At 37.0% G+C, this 18,931-nt stretch carries 17 protein-coding genes and 1 tRNA gene; 7 read left to right on the top strand and 11 right to left on the bottom strand.

What is annotated here, in order from left to right:
• Nucleotides 1–120 precede the first annotated feature (120 nt).
• On the bottom strand, nt 121–3,243 hold the full coding sequence (locus C0Z22_RS09125; RefSeq protein WP_103218058.1) for an efflux RND transporter permease subunit: 3,123 nt from the start codon (nt 3,241–3,243) through the stop codon (nt 121–123).
• A gap of 145 nt (nt 3,244–3,388) precedes the next feature.
• On the opposite strand from C0Z22_RS09125, the gene msrB reads away from it, so the two are divergent.
• The 4 genes from msrB (at nt 3,389) to C0Z22_RS09105 (ending at nt 7,476) form a co-directional block, all read left to right on the top strand.
• Nucleotides 3,389–4,456 (top strand): peptide-methionine (R)-S-oxide reductase MsrB, encoded by a 1,068-nt coding sequence (gene msrB / locus C0Z22_RS16255; protein WP_103218057.1) that lies wholly within the window; start codon nt 3,389–3,391, stop codon nt 4,454–4,456.
• Between the two features lie 74 nt (nt 4,457–4,530).
• Nucleotides 4,531–6,033 carry a hypothetical protein gene (locus tag C0Z22_RS09115; protein ID WP_103218056.1) on the top strand — a complete coding sequence of 501 codons (1,503 nt, stop codon included), beginning with the start codon at nt 4,531–4,533 and terminating at the stop codon, nt 6,031–6,033.
• 2 nt (nt 6,034–6,035) lie between these two features.
• A complete protein-coding gene (locus tag C0Z22_RS09110; protein WP_146037856.1) occupies nt 6,036–6,383 on the top strand; it encodes a DUF333 domain-containing protein in 348 nt (115 codons plus the stop codon).
• Nucleotides 6,376–7,476, top strand: coding sequence for a hypothetical protein (locus C0Z22_RS09105; protein WP_103218054.1), 1,101 nt, complete (start codon nt 6,376–6,378; stop codon nt 7,474–7,476). Before C0Z22_RS09110 ends, C0Z22_RS09105 begins: the two co-directional genes overlap by 8 nt.
• Here the strand turns inward: C0Z22_RS09105 and C0Z22_RS09100 are convergent.
• Together C0Z22_RS09100 and C0Z22_RS09095 are read right to left on the bottom strand one after the other, a co-directional pair.
• Nucleotides 7,473–8,594 carry a hypothetical protein gene (locus C0Z22_RS09100; RefSeq protein WP_103218053.1) on the bottom strand — a complete coding sequence of 374 codons (1,122 nt, stop codon included), beginning with the start codon at nt 8,592–8,594 and terminating at the stop codon, nt 7,473–7,475. The two genes, C0Z22_RS09105 and C0Z22_RS09100, sit on opposite strands and share 4 nt — an antisense overlap.
• 94 nt (nt 8,595–8,688) lie before the next feature.
• Nucleotides 8,689–9,594: a DUF6607 family protein gene (locus C0Z22_RS09095; protein ID WP_103218052.1), complete on the bottom strand. Its 906-nt coding sequence runs from the start codon at nt 9,592–9,594 to the stop codon at nt 8,689–8,691.
• Nucleotides 9,595–9,789: 195 nt separating this feature from the next.
• On the opposite strand from C0Z22_RS09095, the gene C0Z22_RS09090 reads away from it, so the two are divergent.
• Complete coding sequence (locus tag C0Z22_RS09090; RefSeq protein ID WP_103218051.1) at nt 9,790–12,015, top strand: NADP-dependent isocitrate dehydrogenase; 2,226 nt, start codon at nt 9,790–9,792, stop codon at nt 12,013–12,015.
• 39 nt (nt 12,016–12,054) lie between these two features.
• Here the strand turns inward: C0Z22_RS09090 and C0Z22_RS09085 are convergent, their stop codons facing one another.
• Together C0Z22_RS09085 and C0Z22_RS09080 are read right to left on the bottom strand one after the other, a co-directional pair.
• The gene (locus C0Z22_RS09085) at nt 12,055–12,822 is read right to left on the bottom strand and encodes an STAS/SEC14 domain-containing protein (RefSeq protein WP_103218050.1); all 768 of its coding nucleotides are present in this window, start codon (nt 12,820–12,822) and stop codon (nt 12,055–12,057) included.
• Between the two features lie 84 nt (nt 12,823–12,906).
• The gene (locus C0Z22_RS09080; protein ID WP_146037855.1) at nt 12,907–14,106 is read right to left on the bottom strand and encodes a lytic murein transglycosylase; all 1,200 of its coding nucleotides are present in this window, start codon (nt 14,104–14,106) and stop codon (nt 12,907–12,909) included.
• 225 nt (nt 14,107–14,331) lie between these two features.
• Here C0Z22_RS09080 and C0Z22_RS09075 point away from each other — a divergent pair, with 225 nt between their 5' ends.
• Nucleotides 14,332–14,874: a hypothetical protein gene (locus C0Z22_RS09075; RefSeq protein WP_103218048.1), complete on the top strand. Its 543-nt coding sequence runs from the start codon at nt 14,332–14,334 to the stop codon at nt 14,872–14,874.
• Between the two features lie 152 nt (nt 14,875–15,026).
• Here C0Z22_RS09075 and C0Z22_RS09070 read toward each other — a convergent pair.
• The 4 genes from C0Z22_RS09070 to C0Z22_RS09055 form a co-directional block, all read right to left on the bottom strand.
• Nucleotides 15,027–15,103, bottom strand: a tRNA-Arg gene (locus C0Z22_RS09070).
• 40 nt (nt 15,104–15,143) lie between these two features.
• Nucleotides 15,144–15,527, bottom strand: a complete 384-nt coding sequence (locus tag C0Z22_RS09065; RefSeq protein WP_233189715.1) for a DUF2237 family protein — start codon at nt 15,525–15,527, stop codon at nt 15,144–15,146.
• Between the two features lie 17 nt (nt 15,528–15,544).
• Nucleotides 15,545–15,904: a hypothetical protein gene (locus tag C0Z22_RS09060; RefSeq protein WP_103218047.1), complete on the bottom strand. Its 360-nt coding sequence runs from the start codon at nt 15,902–15,904 to the stop codon at nt 15,545–15,547.
• Entirely contained in the window at nt 15,901–16,482 is a 582-nt protein-coding gene (locus C0Z22_RS09055; RefSeq protein ID WP_158246871.1) for an RNA polymerase sigma factor, read from the bottom strand. Before C0Z22_RS09055 ends, C0Z22_RS09060 begins: the two co-directional genes overlap by 4 nt.
• A gap of 143 nt (nt 16,483–16,625) precedes the next feature.
• Between C0Z22_RS09055 and C0Z22_RS09050 the strand changes: the two genes are divergently transcribed.
• Nucleotides 16,626–17,156 (top strand): hypothetical protein, encoded by a 531-nt coding sequence (locus C0Z22_RS09050; RefSeq protein WP_103218045.1) that lies wholly within the window; start codon nt 16,626–16,628, stop codon nt 17,154–17,156.
• Nucleotides 17,157–17,185: 29 nt separating this feature from the next.
• Here the strand turns inward: C0Z22_RS09050 and C0Z22_RS09045 are convergent, their stop codons facing one another.
• Together C0Z22_RS09045 and lipA are read right to left on the bottom strand one after the other, a co-directional pair.
• Nucleotides 17,186–17,923 carry a hypothetical protein gene (locus C0Z22_RS09045; RefSeq protein ID WP_103218044.1) on the bottom strand — a complete coding sequence of 246 codons (738 nt, stop codon included), beginning with the start codon at nt 17,921–17,923 and terminating at the stop codon, nt 17,186–17,188.
• On the bottom strand, nt 17,913–18,896 hold the full coding sequence (lipA, locus tag C0Z22_RS09040; RefSeq protein WP_103218043.1) for a lipoyl synthase: 984 nt from the start codon (nt 18,894–18,896) through the stop codon (nt 17,913–17,915). The genes C0Z22_RS09045 and lipA overlap by 11 nt, the downstream gene beginning before the upstream one ends.
• Nucleotides 18,897–18,931: the final 35 nt, after the last annotated feature.

Genomic DNA, 18,931 nt, shown 5'->3' with positions numbered 1-18,931 from the left:
TCACTGGAATTAGTGTTTTGAAAAAACGTAAAGGGCCGTAAATAAAATGGACAAGATTTTTTATTGAATGGATACCTGATATTAACGGCCATAAGGACATAATATCAGGTACTTAATAATCTATTTCTCGCTTAGAAAGGCTTCTTCTTCTGGTATATCTTGAGTCACTAAAAACCTCGATAAATATGAGAAGATCGCCGGTGTTAGAAATAATGTAATGACTGTCGAGATAGCAAGACCCCAGCCCATTGTAAGCATCATCTCTGATAACATTGAATCGTATCCCGCAAAACCGTAGGCCGTAGGAAGTACCCCAATAACAGTTGTTAGTGTTGTCAGGATAATTGCTCTAAGTCTTGTTGAAGAGATTTCACCAATCTGCTTGTAAAGATCCTTCTTATCTGTCGTAAACTTAGTATCATTGATTAACTTATCAATGAGGACTATTGAATCATTGACTACAACCCCAACCATTCCTAGTGCACCGATGACTGCAAAGAATCCAAAAATTTCCATACTGTGTGCCATAAGAATATAAATAACTCCGGATACCCCAATTGGAATAATCGTCATAATTATTAGTGGGGCCGAGAGTGATTTAAACTGTATCGTTAAGATCATATAAATTAAAGCAATGACAAGAAAACCTGCCATCATAAAGTCTCCTGTAGACTCCCTCGTTTCCTCAATTTCACCAACAAAGTTAATAATTGAAGATGGATACTTTTTAAGAATTTCTGGAAAAACTTCATTCTCATAGTAATCGGCTACTTCTAAAGGAGTAACACCAGAGCTTTCTTCAATATCAGAGTAGACCATTGTCGTTCTTTTAAAGTCGACACGCTCAATATTAGAAGGTTTTACAACTTCTTCAATTGTTATAAAACGTGAGATAGGAACATAGCCACCCGTACCGTTATCAATTCTTAGTTGCTTTAATCTTTCGATATCAACTTTGTAATTCTTAGCGACAGTAAGTCTTACTTCAACCTCTTCATCAGTACTTTTAAGAGTATAAAGAACTGTTCCTTGGACAAATGTACGTAGGGAAGTGGTAACGTCACTTGGAGTAAGGCCAAATCTTAAAATTTCATTTTGATTAATTTTAAAGTTATACTCTTTAGTATTAATAGGTCTTTCAATCTCAACGTTTTTAAGAGTTTTATTGGCCTTTTGATTTTCTGCAAGTATATTTGCAATCTCAGCTCTAATCTTGTCATCATTTTCTTGAATTTGAATTTCAATCGTTGAACCAGAACCACTTCCCCAGCGAGATTTAAAGAAGCGCACTTCTTCAATATTTGGAGTGTCTTTCATTCTTTCTTTTAAAATATCAATGATTTGATTTGCCGAAAGTTCTCTTTCATCTGCAGGTAAAATTTCAACATTGATATTTGCACGATTGTAATTAACGGCACCACCACGTCTTGATTGACCTACATTTGAACGGAAACCAACAATACTTAATTCCTTAGTCGAGGCAAGTAGAATATCTTCAATTGGTTTAAGATACTCATTCATTTCATCTTTTGAAGTTCCTTTTTTAGTGTAAACACTTAAACTCAATTCCTTACTTTCTTCTCTTGGAAACATCACAAATTTAAGTTTTGTTTTGAAAAGATATCCCGAAAGGGCAGTGGATGCGATGAAGATCACAACAATTAGGGCGCGATAATTTAAGGCCTTCTCTAAGGTATTTGCATAAATTGCTTCATATTTTCTAAACCAACTTACTTCATGTTTCTTCTTAGGTTTTCTCTGGAAAACGTGTGCTGGAAGTACTGTGAAGGATTCAAGTAATGAGGCAACGAGCATCATCGTAATAATAAAGGGAAGAACGTAGACGAATTTTCCAAACCATCCACCAAAGAATAAGAGAGGCAGGAAGGCCACACAAGTTGTCGCAATTGCACTTGTGATAGGCATTAGAAGACTCGCAGCATTTGCTGTTACCTTATCCATTAACTCTTTTAAAGTCCCTTTGTGATCTTCTGTAATTCGGCCTATATTCTCAGCTACAATAATGGCATCATCTACGACAATTCCCATTACAATGATGATCGCAGCAAGAGTCATATTATTGATTGTGTAATCAAAAATGAGCATACAAATAAGGGTGAAGCATAGTGTGAATGGGATCCCCATACTGACCCATATTCCTGATTTAAAATCGAGAAATAAAAAGAGAACGAGAACAATAAGAGCAAAACCAAGTAGTCCGTTACTGGCGACAATGGCAAGTCTATTTTTTACATCGTATGACTCATCATCAAGTGTTACGATTTTCAAATCATCGAGCTGTCCTTTCTTGTATTTTTCAATGAAGGCAACGGTCGCTTTATTTGCTTCAAGAATATCAACATTGTGACTCTTCTTTAAGTTGAGCATGATTCCTTCATGGCCATTAATTTTATAGATGCTATTAGTTTTTTCAAAAGATTTTCTAAAAGTTGCTATTTGATCAAGAGTAACACCTTCACCATCGTAGTTACCTGTAACAAGAAGGTCTTTAAAATCACTTTCATCAATAAGTTCATTAATTGAAGTTACTTTAGATTGCTGTGTATCTTCTAAAACTCCGATAGGAGCACGAATATGACTTTCTCTTAAGCTTGAAACAACTTTGTGGATTGATATTTTATTTTCCTTTATCTTAGTAGGACTAAGTAGGATATGATTTTCTGGATCAAGATAACCACTGCGATCAACACCTGATACTGAAGGTAGTGTCTTTACTTGAGTTTCAAAATTTCTAACTAATTGTTGAAGGCGATCACGGTCTTTAACTGATAGGTCTCTTTTACCCTCAAGATAGAATCCAATATCAATATATGCTTTTTCAGAAGATTTAAATTGATGAAAAGTTGGGAGTTCGGCTTCATTAGGAAGATCTGCACGAAGTGCCGCATCTTGTATGTCGAGGTAAACTTCTCTCGGGTTCGGGTAGTTCTCAAGCATCACAACTGTAACAGAACTTGAACCTGTTGAAGAAACTGAGCGCACTTCTTCGATACCTGCAACGTTCTTTAACTCTTCTTCAATGGGCTTTGTAATAAAAAATTCCACATCCTCTGCACTTGCCCCTGGAAAAACAGTCATGATTCGAACATAAGGTGATTCAAAGTCTGGCATTTCTTCCTTTGGAATTTTAGTCCACGCAAAGATTGCGATGACAAAGACACTGAAGAATAAAACGTTAGAGATTAGAAGATTATCGATAAAGTATTGTATAAATTTTTTCATATTCTAATTTTAAGTAGCCAAAATCACGAGGTCAAACTCTTTCAGTTGGCCATAGTTCCTTGTGTTAAGATTAGGATGTAACAATTTAGTTTTGCGCTACGAATACTTATACGAAGGAAGTAGAAGAAAGTTTCACGGAGGTAAAATGAAGTTTGTTCTCTTAACTATATTGATTGCGTTAAGTACCTGTATTCATGCAGCTAAAGAAACTGCGGTATTTGGCGGAGGCTGCTTCTGGTGTATGGAAGCTCCATTTGAAAAACTTAAAGGTGTAAACTCCGTTGTCTCTGGCTATATGGGAGGAACAAAAGAGAGTCCAAGTTATCAGGAAGTTTCAAGTGGTAGTAGTGGACATGTTGAGGTTGTACAAGTGACATACGACAACTCACTTGTCAGTTATGAAGATCTCCTTGAAATTTATTGGCAAAATATTGATCCGACTGATAGTGGAGGTCAATTCGCTGACCGTGGTAGTCAGTACCGCACTGTGATTTTTGTCACCAATGAGAAACAAAAGCAAATAGCTCTAAATTCGAAAAATAATCTTGAAGCCTGTAAGAAGTATGACAAACCAATTGTGACTGCTATTGAGATGGCACATAAATTTTTTCCAGCAGAAGATTCTCATCAAGATTATTATAAAAAGAATCCGATACGCTATAATACCTATAAAGAATTATCTGGACGTGGTGGCTATATTCGCGATGTCGCTTCAAGACCTTTAAAGTGTGAAAAGAAAGAAATAAAACAAGCAAAAGAAAATAAGGATAAAGTTATGTACAAGAAACCTGATCTCAAAGAATTAAAAGAAAAACTAACGCCTCTTGAATTTGAAGTGACTCAAAATGATGCTACAGAGAGACCTTTTGCTAATAAGTACTGGGACAATAAAGAAGAGGGGATTTACGTTGATGTTGCAACAGGTGAGCCCCTTTTTAGCTCTCTTGATAAGTATGACTCTGGTTCGGGATGGCCTGCATTCACAAAGCCTATTGATCAAAAAGTGGTAAGTATGAAAGAAGATACTAAGCTATTTATGACAAGAACTGAGGTGCGCTCATCAAGTGGAGACTCTCATCTTGGTCACGTCTTTGATGATGGCCCAGGCCCAGATGGAAAGCGCTATTGCATAAATTCTGCGGCCATGCGCTTTATCCCAAAGGCCGATCTAGAAAAAGAAGGCTATGGCCAGTACCTTTCATTATTTAAGTAATTGAAATTACATTCTAATTTAAGCTGATTTCTTTAAAGATTAGGCCCAAGTCACCGATAAGACGACGAGGGCCTATGAGAAGATTATTTACCTATTTAATTGTATTCAATATCACGTTTAATTCATTTGCATCATGTGGTGGTGTTCTTAAGTCATTTCTTGGAATGAGAAAGAGTTCTTTCTACGATACTCCTGAATATGCACTTAAACAGAAGATCAATAAGCTTGAGATCTTAAATAATCGTTTAAGAAACTCAAGTGAACATCAAGAGCCTGCTACAACTTTGGCCATTTGGAAAAAGATTGAAAGGCTTGATAATAATATTTTTACAAAACATTACTCTGTTAACGTAAGAGACTGGGAAGTCTTTTTTCGCGACTTTGAGATGAATTTCATTTCATTTCAAAGGCTTTCAGATATTAATAAAAAGTTTGAGTCGACAGAGATTACAAAAGCAAAGTTAAAAAGCTACATCGCCTCAAAGGGTTATGCGAGTGAGTTTCAAGATTTTATTCTTTCTAAGTTTGAAAATTCACCTAATGCTGAAATATTCAAAATTCAATTAGATAAAGAGATTCAAAGTAATCTGCTTCATATTGGTAATCACTACTACGAGTATAGACTTGTGAGAGAACACCTAAGGGATTTAAAAGGGAGTGATCTTTGTAATAGTGAATGTGAGGCCCAGCTAAAAACACTTCTTGCTAATCTAGGGGTAGAGAGTGAAAAGGAACAGCGAAGTTTACCTGTATTCTTTAAAGGGGTGGAAAGACCAGATCTTGAAGAGCTTAATAAGGTTGTTCACGAAAACCCTGTTGCCTTATTAACAAAGCTTAAGAAGGAGAGAAACGCTGAGGTTGTAAACTGGCTTATCTCTTTAATGCTGCAACCAGAAATCATTGATTCGATTATGGGGCTGGTTTATAAATCAAAAAGAATAGGAAAGTATCGTGCTGTTCGTATCTTTCAAGCTTTCTATAATGCACAAGCAAGAACGATTCATTTTCCAAAAATCAATAGTATTGTTAAGAGTTTTAAGAATGATGTGGAAAAGAGTTATTCTCATTTAAAGAATGTAAATACATCTGTTCCAAAAGATGAAATTCTTGTTACTTTTGCAAGAATGGTTGATGCACTTGCTGTTAAGAAGTGGAAGATATTAAAAGAACATGCCAAAACAGCAGACCCAAAATTTTATGAGCGTATGATGGCCGCGGAAGAGAAGGCAATTGCTCGTGGTGATATCAGTATTACCCATAAAAGAAGCCTAATTGGTCAACTTATTCAATTTGTTCCAGCTTCAACTCCTATTTATCTCTATCAGAGGTCAAAATTAGAAGAGAGAGCAACTGTTACTGAAGTTGATGAGAACGGTGAAGAAATAGATTCAAAGTCTGAAGAATCTAGTCCAGAAGTTACAATTGAGCACGGTGATGAGATGGACCTTGCACTTGAGGAAGTTGCTGAAGTTATGGCCGAAGTACAAGAGACGCAACGAAATCCTTCTTCAATTGAAGGTAGTTGGATTGAAAGATTCTTTAGTCGCATTGAATCCTTCTTTAGAGCAGAAGGTTAGTCATGAAATTGTTAATACTCATACTCTTGCCATTTATCTCCTTGGCAGTAGAAAAAGATTTTCAAATCATGAAAATCTATAAGAAAGGTCAGTTTAGAGAAGTCAAAATCTATAAGGGGAAGAACAACTCTCTCATGAATAAAGAATGTCTAAGTTCTAAAGTTTGTCAAAATGCTAAAACTACACCAAAGAAGGGCACAGGGCTTACTGGCCATCCAGGTTCTAAGGCCTGCAAAGAATTTAGAAATAGTCAGTATAAAATTTTAAAAGATAAGGATAATAATCAGTACGGCTTTTGCCTTTTTTCTGATGGAAGCTTAAAGAGTGCATGGAGCTTAATCCATGATTAGAAAATTTATTATTCTACTTCTTACTCTTCCTGTTCTTGCTTTTGAAATTACTGAAGACATGCGCTGGAAAGAGTATGAGCATGCAGCTTATCAATATCTTCCACCAATGGGGAGTGAGAAAGTTGTTAAACAAATTGATGTGAAGACGAATCCAATCGTTCGTGATCAGGATGGATTTGGAACATGTTATTTATTTGCCATGACTTCTCTAATGGATCAATCATGCCTGAAAAGTGGCAATTGTACTAAAGACGATCAAATTTCTGTTTTAGATGTTCTAGGTAAGACACAGTTAAAATCAGGAACTCAAAGTGAGTTTCTAGGGCTTAATGGTGGTAATCTAACACAGGTTATTGATGCTTTAACAAAAGGTGAGAAGGTTAGCTTAAAATTTGCCAAAGAAGAATGTGCTCCTTATCAACAAATTGAAAATTACAACAACCCAGATAATGACTTTCGTATTGTGGACTATCCTCAGCTTCTCGCTATTAATGAGATCTACCATCAGGTCAAAGATAACTCTTTAAAGGATGGTGTTTGTAATAAGTGTACTGAAGACTTTTTTAAAGACTTCTTTCCTTTTAGTTCTGAGATGTTAGATAGCCTCTCTCGTGCGGCAACAAAGATTACTTCAATTAATGCCTTCGAGGAATTTTTAAATGAAGTTTTAATCCCTCAAAAATGCAAAGAGGATAAGACTCAGATTAAGCTTGCTCCTATGGGATTTAAGCAAGAGCGAATCACAGAAGTTGATAAGTTTAGAGAAAAAATGATCGATCTTTTTGAAAAGGATAAATCCGCTGCAATTTCTAGCTGTACTTGGACTCGTTATTGTGATGACCCTTCAGTTAAGTATATGGAGATGTGTCCAAAAGAGCAGAGACAGCGCTACTGTGGAGGACATGCTTACTTATTAAGTGGTTTTCGCCAGATTTGTGACAATGGTAAGAATTGTCGAAATCAGTACCGTGTCCACAATAGCTGGGGAAAGAACTTTGACGTCTTCAATGATAGCGGATGGGTAAATGAAGACTCCCTATTTAAGGCCTATAAAGACTTAGGTAATCAACTTGTTACTTATACTGAAGATTAATTAGTAGCATCTAGTCTTACTTTACATGTCGAACTCTTTGTTTGAACGTCATTAATTTTAAGATTTGGGTACTTTCTTAATTTCTTTAAAGCTCTTCTTTCCATATTATAAAATGAGCTCTCTATGACTAATTCGTCACAGCCCTGTGTCCATTTTTTTGTAACTTTAAAAAACTTATTTGCTTCTTGAACAATACGCGTATCGACAATATAGTCTTCAGTTTTGGTCACGCCACAGTCATAGCACTCATCCATCATCGTTTTGTAGTTGAGATTTGCAACAATATCCGGAAACATATAAGAAAGTGTGTCTTTTGCATGCTCTCTAATATTATCAATATTGTCGCTCAGGGAGCTTCCATTACAAGTGTATGTTAGGTAATCTTTAAACGTATCCTTCATTGAAGTAATTGTTGATTCTGCTAACTGGACACAATCTTCATATTCTCTACAATCTTCTGTCATGTACTCATCAAAGTGTGCTACTTCTTCATCAATATGCTGGCAGACAATGTCTTGCCTTTTATCAAATGCAAGTAGGTCATAGAGGCCCGTCATTTTTGTATTGTCGTAGTAAGTGAGGTCTTGGATAAGATCACCAAGATTTATCTTCTTCTGTCTATCTAGTTCATTAAGAAGTTCTTTCTCTGCACTTGAGATACCATTGTCTGATTTATTTTTGGCAGCAACGAGTTGCCCTAATTCGTTAATAAGGGGGTAGTTCTCTTTAACTTTGTCTGGATTATTCTTTATGTACTCGATAGCGGCCGTAAGCTTTTGTTCGTCGCTAACATTCTTTATGCTGATATTCATTTCTGTAGCGTGTCGCTTATTAAGGATCCAAAAATTATCATATGATGAGTCTTTGTATAGTTTATCAAAATTTTCGATACTTTCATTTTCAAGGTATTTTGTCAGGGTCTCTCTTATTAGAAAGTCTTTGTAACGAGAACCTTCTACGATTTGAAGAACACGAGATGGCGTTTCTTGGGCAAGCTTATCCATACATTCATTTTGACATTCACCCAGCTCGTATTGAGTGCCATCTGGTGCATAGTAGAGCTTTGCCTGTGTAGAAAGTGTACAAAGTGTAAATAAAAAGAACAGATGCTTTTTCATAAGTGCCCATAATTGTTTAGTTCAAATTATATCTACCTATTTAAAAGCAATTGGAATGCCAAAAAGGGCCCCGCTAGGAGAGGCCCTGTTTTTTCTATCTAAGGATATGGTTTTGAATAATTGTTTTGATTTTTTGAGTTGATTCTTTTGAGTCGTAAGCAGGTCTTGTGCTCATTTGATCATCTAGTTCAAATAGTCTTGCCCATAGAGGAGCACCTGTTTTCTTAAAATCAATCTTCACTGAATCTTCAGAGTAAAGCTCTTTGTTCCATACATTAACGACGTCACGCCAGAAATACTTATGAGTCTTCCACCATTCAATCGCCGGTTGACAACGGCTATCATCAACTTTCTGGTAAGTATTGTAGCTCTTCTCCATTGCAAGTTTAAGCTCCATTCCATTTTCAAGCATATTAACTTTGATATTATCTTGGTCGTGAACGTGGCCATATGAAGTCTGTTCATGGCGATTTGTTCTTCTTAAAACGTTATAGTCTGATCTGATTGAGAATTCACGTCTTGGTAGAGGAGCATTAGCTGTACATTCCCAATATGAGTTTGTATCTGTGTGAATCCATGGTGCAGAACATTCATATCTTGGAGAGTCATCTACTTGATAGACTCTTTGTACCCAATTTCCTTGTGGGTTTTTTACGGCCTTGTTATTCCAATTACTAAAGCCTCTGTAATCGAGAGCATTCGCTGCTTCCCAGTCCCATTGCTGTCTCCAGTGCTTAACGATGGCATGTGGAGTAACTAGAATATGTTGAATATTAACCATGTCTTCATTTTCTGAATCGACAAAGATCCACTCAAGGGCCCCTGAGGCATAGCGATCGTAGAAGTCATAATCATTGCTATAGGCGAAAGTTTCAGACGATTGAAACTTAATGGCATAGCATCCTGTCATTTTTTTAATTTCTTGGATGTCTTTATTCTTATCAATTGTTAGTCCTGCAAGTGCTGGAAGTGCAAGAGCAAGAAGCACTAGAAATTTCATATTTTCTCCCTCGTAATTGGTTACATGTGATATTGAGGTTGGTTATTGAAACTTATGTATGGGTTCTCAAACTTATTTGAGGTAAATAATAAGGATTACTTTTCCGTGATGCGCAGCCAATGGACGAAGTAGTTGGTTTTATTATAGGATAAGACGTTTTATTATCAGTTCATAACAAATAACACGGGATGTAAAATGTCTAATGGATCAAAAATCATTTACACAATTACTGACGAAGCGCCAGCGCTAGCGACTCAGTCACTTCTTCCAATCGTAAAAGCTTTTACGAAGCATGCAGGTATCAATGTTGAAACTCGCGATATCTCTCTTGCAGGAAGAATTCTTGCTCACTTTCCAGAATTTCTTTCTGAAGAGCAAAAGCAATCAGATGATCTAGCTTACCTAGGTGAGTTAGCAAAACAAGCAGAAGCTAATATCATTAAGCTTCCAAATATTTCTGCATCAATTCCTCAGCTTTCAGCTGCAATTAAAGAACTTCAAGACCACGGTTTTAAAATTCCTAATTACCCAGATGCACCATCGACTGATGAAGAAAAAGACATTGCTTCTCGTTATGCGAAAGTTCTTGGTTCAGCAGTAAACCCAGTTCTTCGTGAGGGGAACTCTGACCGTCGTGTTGCTGGGCCGGTTAAAGAATATGCAAAAGCTAATCCACACAGAATGGGAGCTTGGTCAAAAGACTCTAAGTCACACGTTGCACACATGGATGCAAATGACTTTTATGGTTCTGAAAAATCAGCAATCATGCCTAAAGCAACTGATGTAAAAATCACTCTTAAGCAAAATGATGGATCTGAAGTAGTTCTAAAAGAAAAAGTATCTCTTCTTCAAGACGAAATCATCGATGCAGGTGTAATGAGTGCAAAAGCACTTAGAGAATTCTTCGCTAAGAATATTCAAGATGCGAAAGAAAAAGATATTCTTTTTTCTGTTCACCTAAAAGCAACAATGATGAAGGTAAGTGATCCTATTATGTTTGGTCACTGTGTTGAAGTTTACTTCAAAGACGTATTTGAAAAATATGCAGCTGAGTTCAAAGAGCTTGGTGTAAATTCTGCTAACGGACTTGGTTCTGTTTATTCTAAGCTTTCTGGCCTTCCTGCTGAAAAGAAAGCTGAGATCGAAGGTGCACTTGATCTAGCAATCGAGAATGGGCCACGTCTAGCAATGGTTGATTCTGATAAAGGAATCACAAACCTACACGTTCCATCTGATGTTATTATCGATGCTTCAATGCCTGCGGCAATTAGAACTTCTGGGCAAATGTGGAATAAAGATAATAAGCAAGAAGATACTAAATTCTGTATTCCAGATAGAAGCTACGCTCAAATGTACCAAGAAGTAATTTCGTTCTGTAAAGAGAACGGAGCATTTGATCCTAAGACAATGGGAACAGTTCCAAACGTTGGTCTTATGGCAAAGAAAGCTGAAGAGTATGGTTCACACGATAAGACATTTAAAATCCCAGCGGCAGGTGTTGTAGAGGTTACTGATTCAGAAGGTAACACAGTATTTACTCACGAGGTTTCAGAGGGTGATATCTGGAGAATGTGTCAAACTAAAGACGTTGCAGTACGTGACTGGGTTAAGCTTGGTGTAACTCGTGCTCGTCTTACTAATACTCCAGCAGTATTCTGGCTTGATGAAAACCGTGGCCACGACGCTAACCTAATTAAGAAAGTAAATGAGTACTTAAAAGATCACGATACAGCAGGACTTGAAATTAAAATCCTAGATCCTGTTAAAGCAATCCGTTACTCAATGGAGAGAATCATTAAAGGTGAAGATACTATTTCTGTGACAGGTAACGTTCTTCGTGACTACCTAACAGATCTTTTCCCAATTCTTGAACTTGGAACTTCTGCAAAGATGCTTTCAATTGTACCTCTTCTTGCAGGTGGTGGATTATTTGAAACTGGTGCCGGTGGATCAGCTCCTAAGCACGTACAACAATTTACTGGTGAAAATCACTTAAGATGGGACTCTCTAGGAGAGTTCTTAGCACTAGGTGTTTCTCTTGAAGATCTTGCAATTAAAACAGGTAATGCAAAGGCAACTGTTCTTGCAAAAACTCTAGATGAAGCAAATACTGCATTTCTAAAGAATGATAAGTCTCCATCAAGAAAAGTAGGTGAGCTTGATAATAGAGGTTCTCACTACTTCTTAGCTCAGTACTGGGCAAAAGCACTTGCTGATCAAAATGAAGATGCTGAGCTTAAAGAAATCTTTACTCCTGTTGCTTCAAACCTTGTTGAAAATGAAGCAAAGATTGTTGAAGAGTTAAATAGCGCACAAGGTGGAGCCGTTGATATGGGTGGTTACTATCATCCAAATTTAGAGCTTGTTGCAAAGGCAATGAGACCATCAGCTACTTTCAATTCAGTAATTGATTCACTATAGTCGCATATAAAAAAGGCCCTCTTGGTAGAGGGCCTTCTTTCATACGGCACGCATTGTATCTTTCGATTCAATATTTCTCAGCCAATTCCTTGCGTCGTTAATCGCACCGTACTCAAAGACTGCTACATCAACACTTTCTAAATGATCACTTACAACTGAGGCAGAGTTTCTAATCAACTCATTACTTGTGCAAATTCCAACCTTCTCAATGTGCTGTCGATTATCTTTAAGAAACTCAAAGTGTCTTAGGAGAGATCTTAAGTCATCCCAACCTGGAAATTGTTCTGAGTTTAGAATAATTCCTGAAATTACTTTTGTTTCTTTATAAACTTGATTAAGTAAGTTTTGAATCTTTTCAAAATCATTGACTCGCAATGGATGGTAAGAAGTTAGCGTAAGAATGTTGTCATTCTTATCGAAGTGAAATTCGATATCGGACTCTACTTCACGCATAAGCCAGTCTTTGGCCTCATCGAGTTCATTGATTTTATATGACTTAAAATCAATTGGAATGATTGGAGCAAATAATTTTACGGCCCCTGTTATTAGTGCACTATCTGTAACTACTGCACACCTTTTCATAACATTAAAATATTTTAGGCCCATGGCCGTATCTTCAAATACTGCCCCTGGAGTGTATCCTTCGTATGTTTCATTTAAGTAGAAGAGTACACCAACTTTTTCTTCTTTTTTTAGGGCCTCATCTAAAATCGGTTCAAGCACATTAATATAGTCGTCTTTTGTTATACGTCCTGATCCCTCGATACCGACGATACCCTTTTGTAATCCTTTCATTACTTTCAACATATATTCTCCTTTCCGGTGAAGTGTTTACTTAGATAGTGACTACTTCATCGGAAAGGGGATTGATGTTTTGACTTAAGATTTTATTTATTTTGCAAGAATTTGATCGGCCAAATCTTTAGTTAAATAGCCGTCTGGAATGATATCTTCTGATACTTGAAATCTTTGGATTGCTGCTGTCGTTTGTTTTCCTGGAATCCCATCAACTGGCCCAGCATCGAGACCTAACTCGTTTAATTTTGCTTGAATTTTCTTTGCCATTTCAAATGACATAAATGACTCTTCATCTAAATTAAACTTACTAAAATAATCACCACGTTTTGCAATAAGATCAGAAAGAATTCCAATCCCTAGAGCGTACTTTTCTGAATTATTCCATTTAAAGATAGTAAAGAAGTTAGGGTAAACAATAAATGCTGGCCCATTTGCTCCTTGTGGAAGGTAGATTGCAGTTTTCCCACTTGTGTAAGGCAGTTGAGTTCCACCTCTTAATGTGATTCCGCGATCTATCCAATACTGCAGATCTTCTTTATATTTTAATCCACTATGAAAGTAGTCAAAGTCGCTTGGTAGATCAATTTCATGTCCCCAGCTTTCATCACCATTCCAGCCAACTTTTGATAGGAAGTTTGCTGGAGAACCTAAGAAGTCACGTTGGTTTTCCCACATATTTATTTGGCCATCTTTATCGTAGTCAATGGCATAAGCTAGCATTGTTGAAGGCATGAATTGAGTCGAGCCCATCGCTCCTGCCCATGATCCCTGCATACGTTCACTAGGGTATGAGTAAATTCCCTTTTGCAGCATTGTAAGAGCATTAACTAATTCTCTCTTGAAAAATGCTGAGCGGCGACCATCATATGAAAGAGTCGCAAGAGAGCGGATAATATCGAGCTTGCCTGTAATCGAAGAAAAGTTTGTTTCAAGGGCCCAGAATGATAAGAGGAAGCGATCTTGAAAATTAAAATCGTTTTCAATATCGATAAAAATATCTTCAAGCTCGGCCTGATATCTTTGGCCTTTCTCGATTCTTGTCTCACTAATAACGATATCTAGGTATCGGCCAACACTCATGACAAACTCAGGTTGTCTGCGATCATATTTGATAACATCTTCATTAAAAGTAACACCATCAAAGGCATCATCTAGTAAGGCATACGAAAAACCATGCTCTTGATTAAGTTCAATCTTAAGCTCATTAAGCCAATCATTGAACTCAGTTGTAGGAGTAGTGGAAGTGGCAAAAATATTAATTGCCATAAGCGTTATTGTGATTAGTTTCTTCATTGGAAGAAGGTACACGTTGGGGTTCTCTATTTGAAGACGCAGGTAGTCTATTGTCAGTTTTTTTATGAATTAGCATTCTAAGTATCTAAAATCTTATTCTAGTTAAGTGTCTAAACTTTAGAACTCATAGAAACATTTTCAATTTAATCTAGAGTAAAGCTCATAAGTGCTACCTTATTTGTAATTCAATCGGACAAAAACACAGACACCCTAGGGAGACGAAAGATGAAAAAACTTATGTTGGCCACTGCACTTATCTGCTCATTTTCTTCATTTGCAAATGAACTTGACCTTAACCTAGAGGCACAAGCGATTCAAAATGTAGAAGAAAGATATGATGAGTCGGGACTATATTACGACGTAAGATTAAGTGTTCCTATTATACCAAGTGATATTACTGGGGCGGTAGGGTATCGCACTGAGAATGAGTTAATTGAAGTTGAAGCCTATGCTGGTGTACGTGCTATCCGTTATATCTCTGCTCATGATAAATCGTTACATATTCCTTATGGGGCAAGAGTTCGCGTTGCTATAGATAATTCTCGAAGTCTTTACTTAGAGTATCAAAGAGAGGAAGTCGCTGACTTTGGTAATGATGATGGCCTTCTTGAAAAAGAAAATATGTTTTCACTTATTAAGTATAATTCTGATAAGACAATGTACTTTGGTTGTGGTGTAGCAAAAAGTGTTCACCATGCTTGGAGTAATGAGAGTCATAGTCCGGAAGACTCGACTTATGTTGAGTGTAATTTTGGTCGAAAGTTTTAGTGCTTTAAAATTGCCCTTTGGGGCACTTTTGCCGCTTTTCAGATTTACCATATAACCGAAAGCCGCAAACTCGCTACGCTCGTTTTAGCTTCCTTGAGTCACATTCATCTGTGCTTCAAAACTGCCCTTTGGGGCACTTTTGCCGCACGATGTGGCGCGGCCGGGAGGACTCGAACCCCCGACATTCAGATCCGAAGTCTGACGTTCTATCCAACTGAACTACGGCCGCATTCGCTCTATTGTATTCGCTATCTTTAGGCCAGTAAAGCTTAAGCTTTGTTATAGGCCATCTCAGTTAGAAATTGCATTGGAATCACGGCCAGGGTTTCTTCATGGCACGCTTCAAGTATAATTGGACAGGCCTTTCCTGCTTTGTATGCGCTAAGCCATCTTCCTGCACATAAGCACCAGCGATCACCTGGTTTTAGACCTGCAAATTGAAATTGCGGCATAGGAGTTGATAGATCATTTCCATCGGCTTTTGAGAACTCAAGAAACTCTTCTGTAACGATACAGCAAACAGTGTGCATTCCTCGATCATCAATATCTGTACGACAAAAACCGTCACGCCAAAATCCAGTCATTGGTGTACACCCACACATTTGGAGGGGAGTACCTAATACATTGAGGTGGCCATTACTTTCACTTGTCACAGATATTCCTTGGTTTTTTAATAATCACTATATTCGCCGTCAACATCAATGTAATTATATGAGATGGCACTTAGTTCATCAATACTTTCTAAAACCTGGTCATCATTTGTAAAGTTACTTTCAATATAGGCCAAGTAATCTTTCACATTGCTGGCCGAGGAGCTCGGTTGCTCAAGGCTTAGGGTGACAACTACTGCAAGACAGATCGTAATGCTTGCTAGAGCTGCACATAACCACTGGGCCCTCTTCTTTTGCTTAGCTTTCAAATGAGATGTAAATTTTGTCTTGAACGCAGCATTCATCTCCTTTGGCGGATTAATTGCAGCTTTTGTTCTTAAATTTGTTTTCATATTCATTTCTTTATTTGAATCTTTCATAAAGACTCCAATTGTGTTTCAAGTATCTCTTTAAGTTTTAGTTTTGCTCTGTTTATTAAATTCTTAACGGCCTGTCTCGACTTTCCTAAAATCTCTGCAATTTCATCTCCAGTGTACTCATCCATCCACAGGGTAATGGCCTCTCTTTGTGTTGGAGGTAAGTTTGAAATTGCTTCAATTATTATTTCTGAATTGGCCTCTTCAATAAGCTTTTCAAGAGTCGATACTTGCTCATCTTCTATACCAATAATCACATTATCATCGGCAACATTTAATTCTTTTATTTTCTTTAAATAGTCATAACTCTTATTTCTTGCAATCGTCCAAAGCCATGTCGATACTTGATATTCTTTTCGATACATCTTTCTCTTGTCATATAAAGTGAAGAAAGCATCGTGAACAATCTCTTGGGCCTTTTGCTCATCGAGTAGGATATAATAAACATATTGATAAAGCTTTGTACTAAGCCTTTGGTAGAGGACCTCAAAAGCTTGGTGGTCATCATTTTTTGCAACAACTTCCATTAGGTCAGATGAGCCTAGTTTTGATTGCGAATTTGACCAGATAAAGTTCTTCATTATACGCATACCTATTATACGAATATTGCTTACAAAGGTTTCGCACTTTCAATAAAGTGCTATAATATTCACTAGTTACAGGACAGTGAAACCTTTTCCATTACCACCAGTATAACAGTTAACTGGATAAAAAGGAGAAAATGATGAAAACTCTTACTATATTAGCTTTAACTTTTTTATTAGCTTTTTCTACACTCGCAGATGGTGAAAAGAAAAGAGATCGAAAGCATAAGAAAGATAGAAGTGCACGTTATGAAAAGATGACTGAAATGGATGGTGATTTTTCTAAACTTTCTAAAGGGGATCTTAAGAAATTAGAAAGTGAATTTGCTAAGTTTCAAGATGAACAACATAAGAAGAAAGTGGCATTTGAGAAAAAAGTATTTTCAAAAAGAGAGAAGTTTTTAAAAGATAATGAAGCATTAATGCTAAAGCACTTAGATGAAATCTATGCTCTAAAGAAGAAGTTACAATTTGGTAAAAAAGAAGAAAATAAAAATATTAGAAAACAAATTAAAGAAAAGAGTAAAGAATTTAGAAAGTCGATGAAGCAACTACGACACAAAGACCAGCGCGATAGTATTAGAAGTATGAAAAAAGAATTCTTTGAAGAAATGAAGGTCGAAAGAAAAAAGTTTAAAGAGAAAATTAAATCTTATAGTAAGAAATCGTAATAAAGAGAGGGCCAATAGATGGCCCTTTTTTAATTCTTATATATTTCTTTTACGAGTTGATTAATAAAGCGCATACGATATTCTTCGTAGCTAGTATTAAGACCATCAGATGAGATATTTACAAGGGTATTATAAATATCACCAGGAAGGCCACAAGGGAATGTCATCATTAAGGCCTTATTCATCTTCTCTGATGGATAAATATTTAAGGCCATCCCGTGCATTGAAACAAAACGCTTAAGTTGGATGCCCATTGAAGCTACTTTCTTCTCACCATGCCAAAGTCCTAGGAGGGGGCGATCAAAGTCGAGATCATGAATCGTGTTATCACTCGTATTTATAGCGTTTACCGTACTTTTAAAGAGCTTGTTAATAAGCTCAATTGTTCTAAGCTTTTGTTGACCAATATGAACAATAGGGTAGACAATCACTTGTCCCGGATGATGGAAAGTTAGTCCTCCACCGCGCTTAATTTCCACAACAGGAACATCGATCTTTCCGACAAGGGCCTGATCAAAATCAACAAGTCCATGCTCTTCAATTTGATCTCTTTGAAGTCCTCTTCCCATTGTAAAGACTTCTGGGTGAGAGGTAATGATATAAACCATTTGCTCTGGATTATTGTAGATATATTCATTGGCCTTTTCTTGGAAAGCTAGCGCTTCTAGATAGTCCCAATTATCTTTGTGAAAAATATATATTTGGTTCTTCGACTCAAGTGAGTAATCTTTGATACCAAGATCATTAATTAAATTGTTAAACGTCATGACCTTTTGCCCTTAGGTGATCAAGGTAATCCGCTGCCTTGTAACTACTTCGAACCATAGGTCCTGAAGCAACAAATTCAAAGCCCATTTCATAGGCAATCTCTTTGTAGCGATCAAACTCCTGTGGCCTATAGTATCGATCAACGCTTAAGTGTCTCATCGTTGGGCGCATGTACTGACCAAACGTTACGATATCACAACCAACTTCTCTAAGGTCTTTGAGTGTCTCAAGAATTTCTTCATGAGTTTCACCAAGTCCTAGCATTAAGGAAGTCTTTGTCGAGATATGTGGATAATTTTCCTTATAGAACTTTAAGCAGTTTAAAGTCTTTTCATAGCCGGCGCGACGATCTCGCACATCGTGAGTTAGCCTTCTAACAGTTTCAACGTTTTGTGCGATAACAAAAGGGTTACTCTTAGCAAGAGTGTGCATATGTTCTTCGACTGCATTGAAGTCTGGAATTAGAACTTCAACAAGTGTCTCTGGATAGTCTTTATTGATTCTTTTAACGACGTTTGCAAAGTGGCCAGCTCCAAAGTCTGGAAGATCGTCACGATCAACACTTGTCACAACAAGGTACTTTAGTGACATTGTTTCAACCATCTTTGCAGCATTTTCGATTTCATTGAAGTCGACAATACCTTTTGGGTTTCCTGTATCAACATGACAGAACTTACAGGCACGAGTACAAGTACCACCTAGAATCATCATTGTTGCAGTCTTTGCAGACCAACACTCAGACATATTTGGACAACTTGCTTCTTCACAAACTGTGAAGAGTTGCTTTTCTCTTAATTCTTTTCTGACTTCTTTGAAGTTGTCACCAGTTGGGATCTTATTTCTCAACCACTCTGGCTTTCTTTCAAGGTTACGCGCTTCTTGTTTCTTTCCAACATTAAGACGTGCTTTCTTTTCTTGAATTTTCTTACGAGATTCTTCGTAATCCATTTGATTTACTTGGTTATCAGTCATTTATATAATCCTCAAAATATGTCCATGCTTATAGC

Source organism: Halobacteriovorax sp. DA5, assembly GCF_002903145.1.
Lineage (GTDB): Bacteria > Bdellovibrionota > Bacteriovoracia > Bacteriovoracales > Bacteriovoracaceae > Halobacteriovorax_A.
The sequence above is the reverse complement of the archived record's forward strand: the minus strand, read 5'-3'. Positions and strand labels throughout refer to the sequence as shown.

Coding starts and splice junctions, on each gene's coding strand:
- msrB (WP_103218057.1), top strand. CDS start 3,389: ATGAAGTTTGTTCTCTTAACTATATTGATTGCGTTAAGTACCTGTATT.
- C0Z22_RS09045 (WP_103218044.1), bottom strand. CDS start 17,923: ATGACGTTTAACAATTTAATTAATGATCTTGGTATCAAAGATTACTCA.
- C0Z22_RS09105 (WP_103218054.1), top strand. CDS start 6,376: ATGATTAGAAAATTTATTATTCTACTTCTTACTCTTCCTGTTCTTGCT.
- C0Z22_RS09050 (WP_103218045.1), top strand. CDS start 16,626: ATGAAAACTCTTACTATATTAGCTTTAACTTTTTTATTAGCTTTTTCT.
- lipA (WP_103218043.1), bottom strand. CDS start 18,896: ATGACTGATAACCAAGTAAATCAAATGGATTACGAAGAATCTCGTAAG.
- C0Z22_RS09080 (WP_146037855.1), bottom strand. CDS start 14,106: ATGAAGAAACTAATCACAATAACGCTTATGGCAATTAATATTTTTGCC.
- C0Z22_RS09115 (WP_103218056.1), top strand. CDS start 4,531: ATGAGAAGATTATTTACCTATTTAATTGTATTCAATATCACGTTTAAT.
- C0Z22_RS09095 (WP_103218052.1), bottom strand. CDS start 9,594: ATGAAATTTCTAGTGCTTCTTGCTCTTGCACTTCCAGCACTTGCAGGA.
- C0Z22_RS09110 (WP_146037856.1), top strand. CDS start 6,036: ATGAAATTGTTAATACTCATACTCTTGCCATTTATCTCCTTGGCAGTA.
- C0Z22_RS09075 (WP_103218048.1), top strand. CDS start 14,332: ATGAAAAAACTTATGTTGGCCACTGCACTTATCTGCTCATTTTCTTCA.
- C0Z22_RS09100 (WP_103218053.1), bottom strand. CDS start 8,594: ATGAAAAAGCATCTGTTCTTTTTATTTACACTTTGTACACTTTCTACA.
- C0Z22_RS09125 (WP_103218058.1), bottom strand. CDS start 3,243: ATGAAAAAATTTATACAATACTTTATCGATAATCTTCTAATCTCTAAC.
- C0Z22_RS09090 (WP_103218051.1), top strand. CDS start 9,790: ATGTCTAATGGATCAAAAATCATTTACACAATTACTGACGAAGCGCCA.
- C0Z22_RS09085 (WP_103218050.1), bottom strand. CDS start 12,822: ATGTTGAAAGTAATGAAAGGATTACAAAAGGGTATCGTCGGTATCGAG.
- C0Z22_RS09060 (WP_103218047.1), bottom strand. CDS start 15,904: ATGAAAGATTCAAATAAAGAAATGAATATGAAAACAAATTTAAGAACA.
- C0Z22_RS09055 (WP_158246871.1), bottom strand. CDS start 16,482: ATGAAGAACTTTATCTGGTCAAATTCGCAATCAAAACTAGGCTCATCT.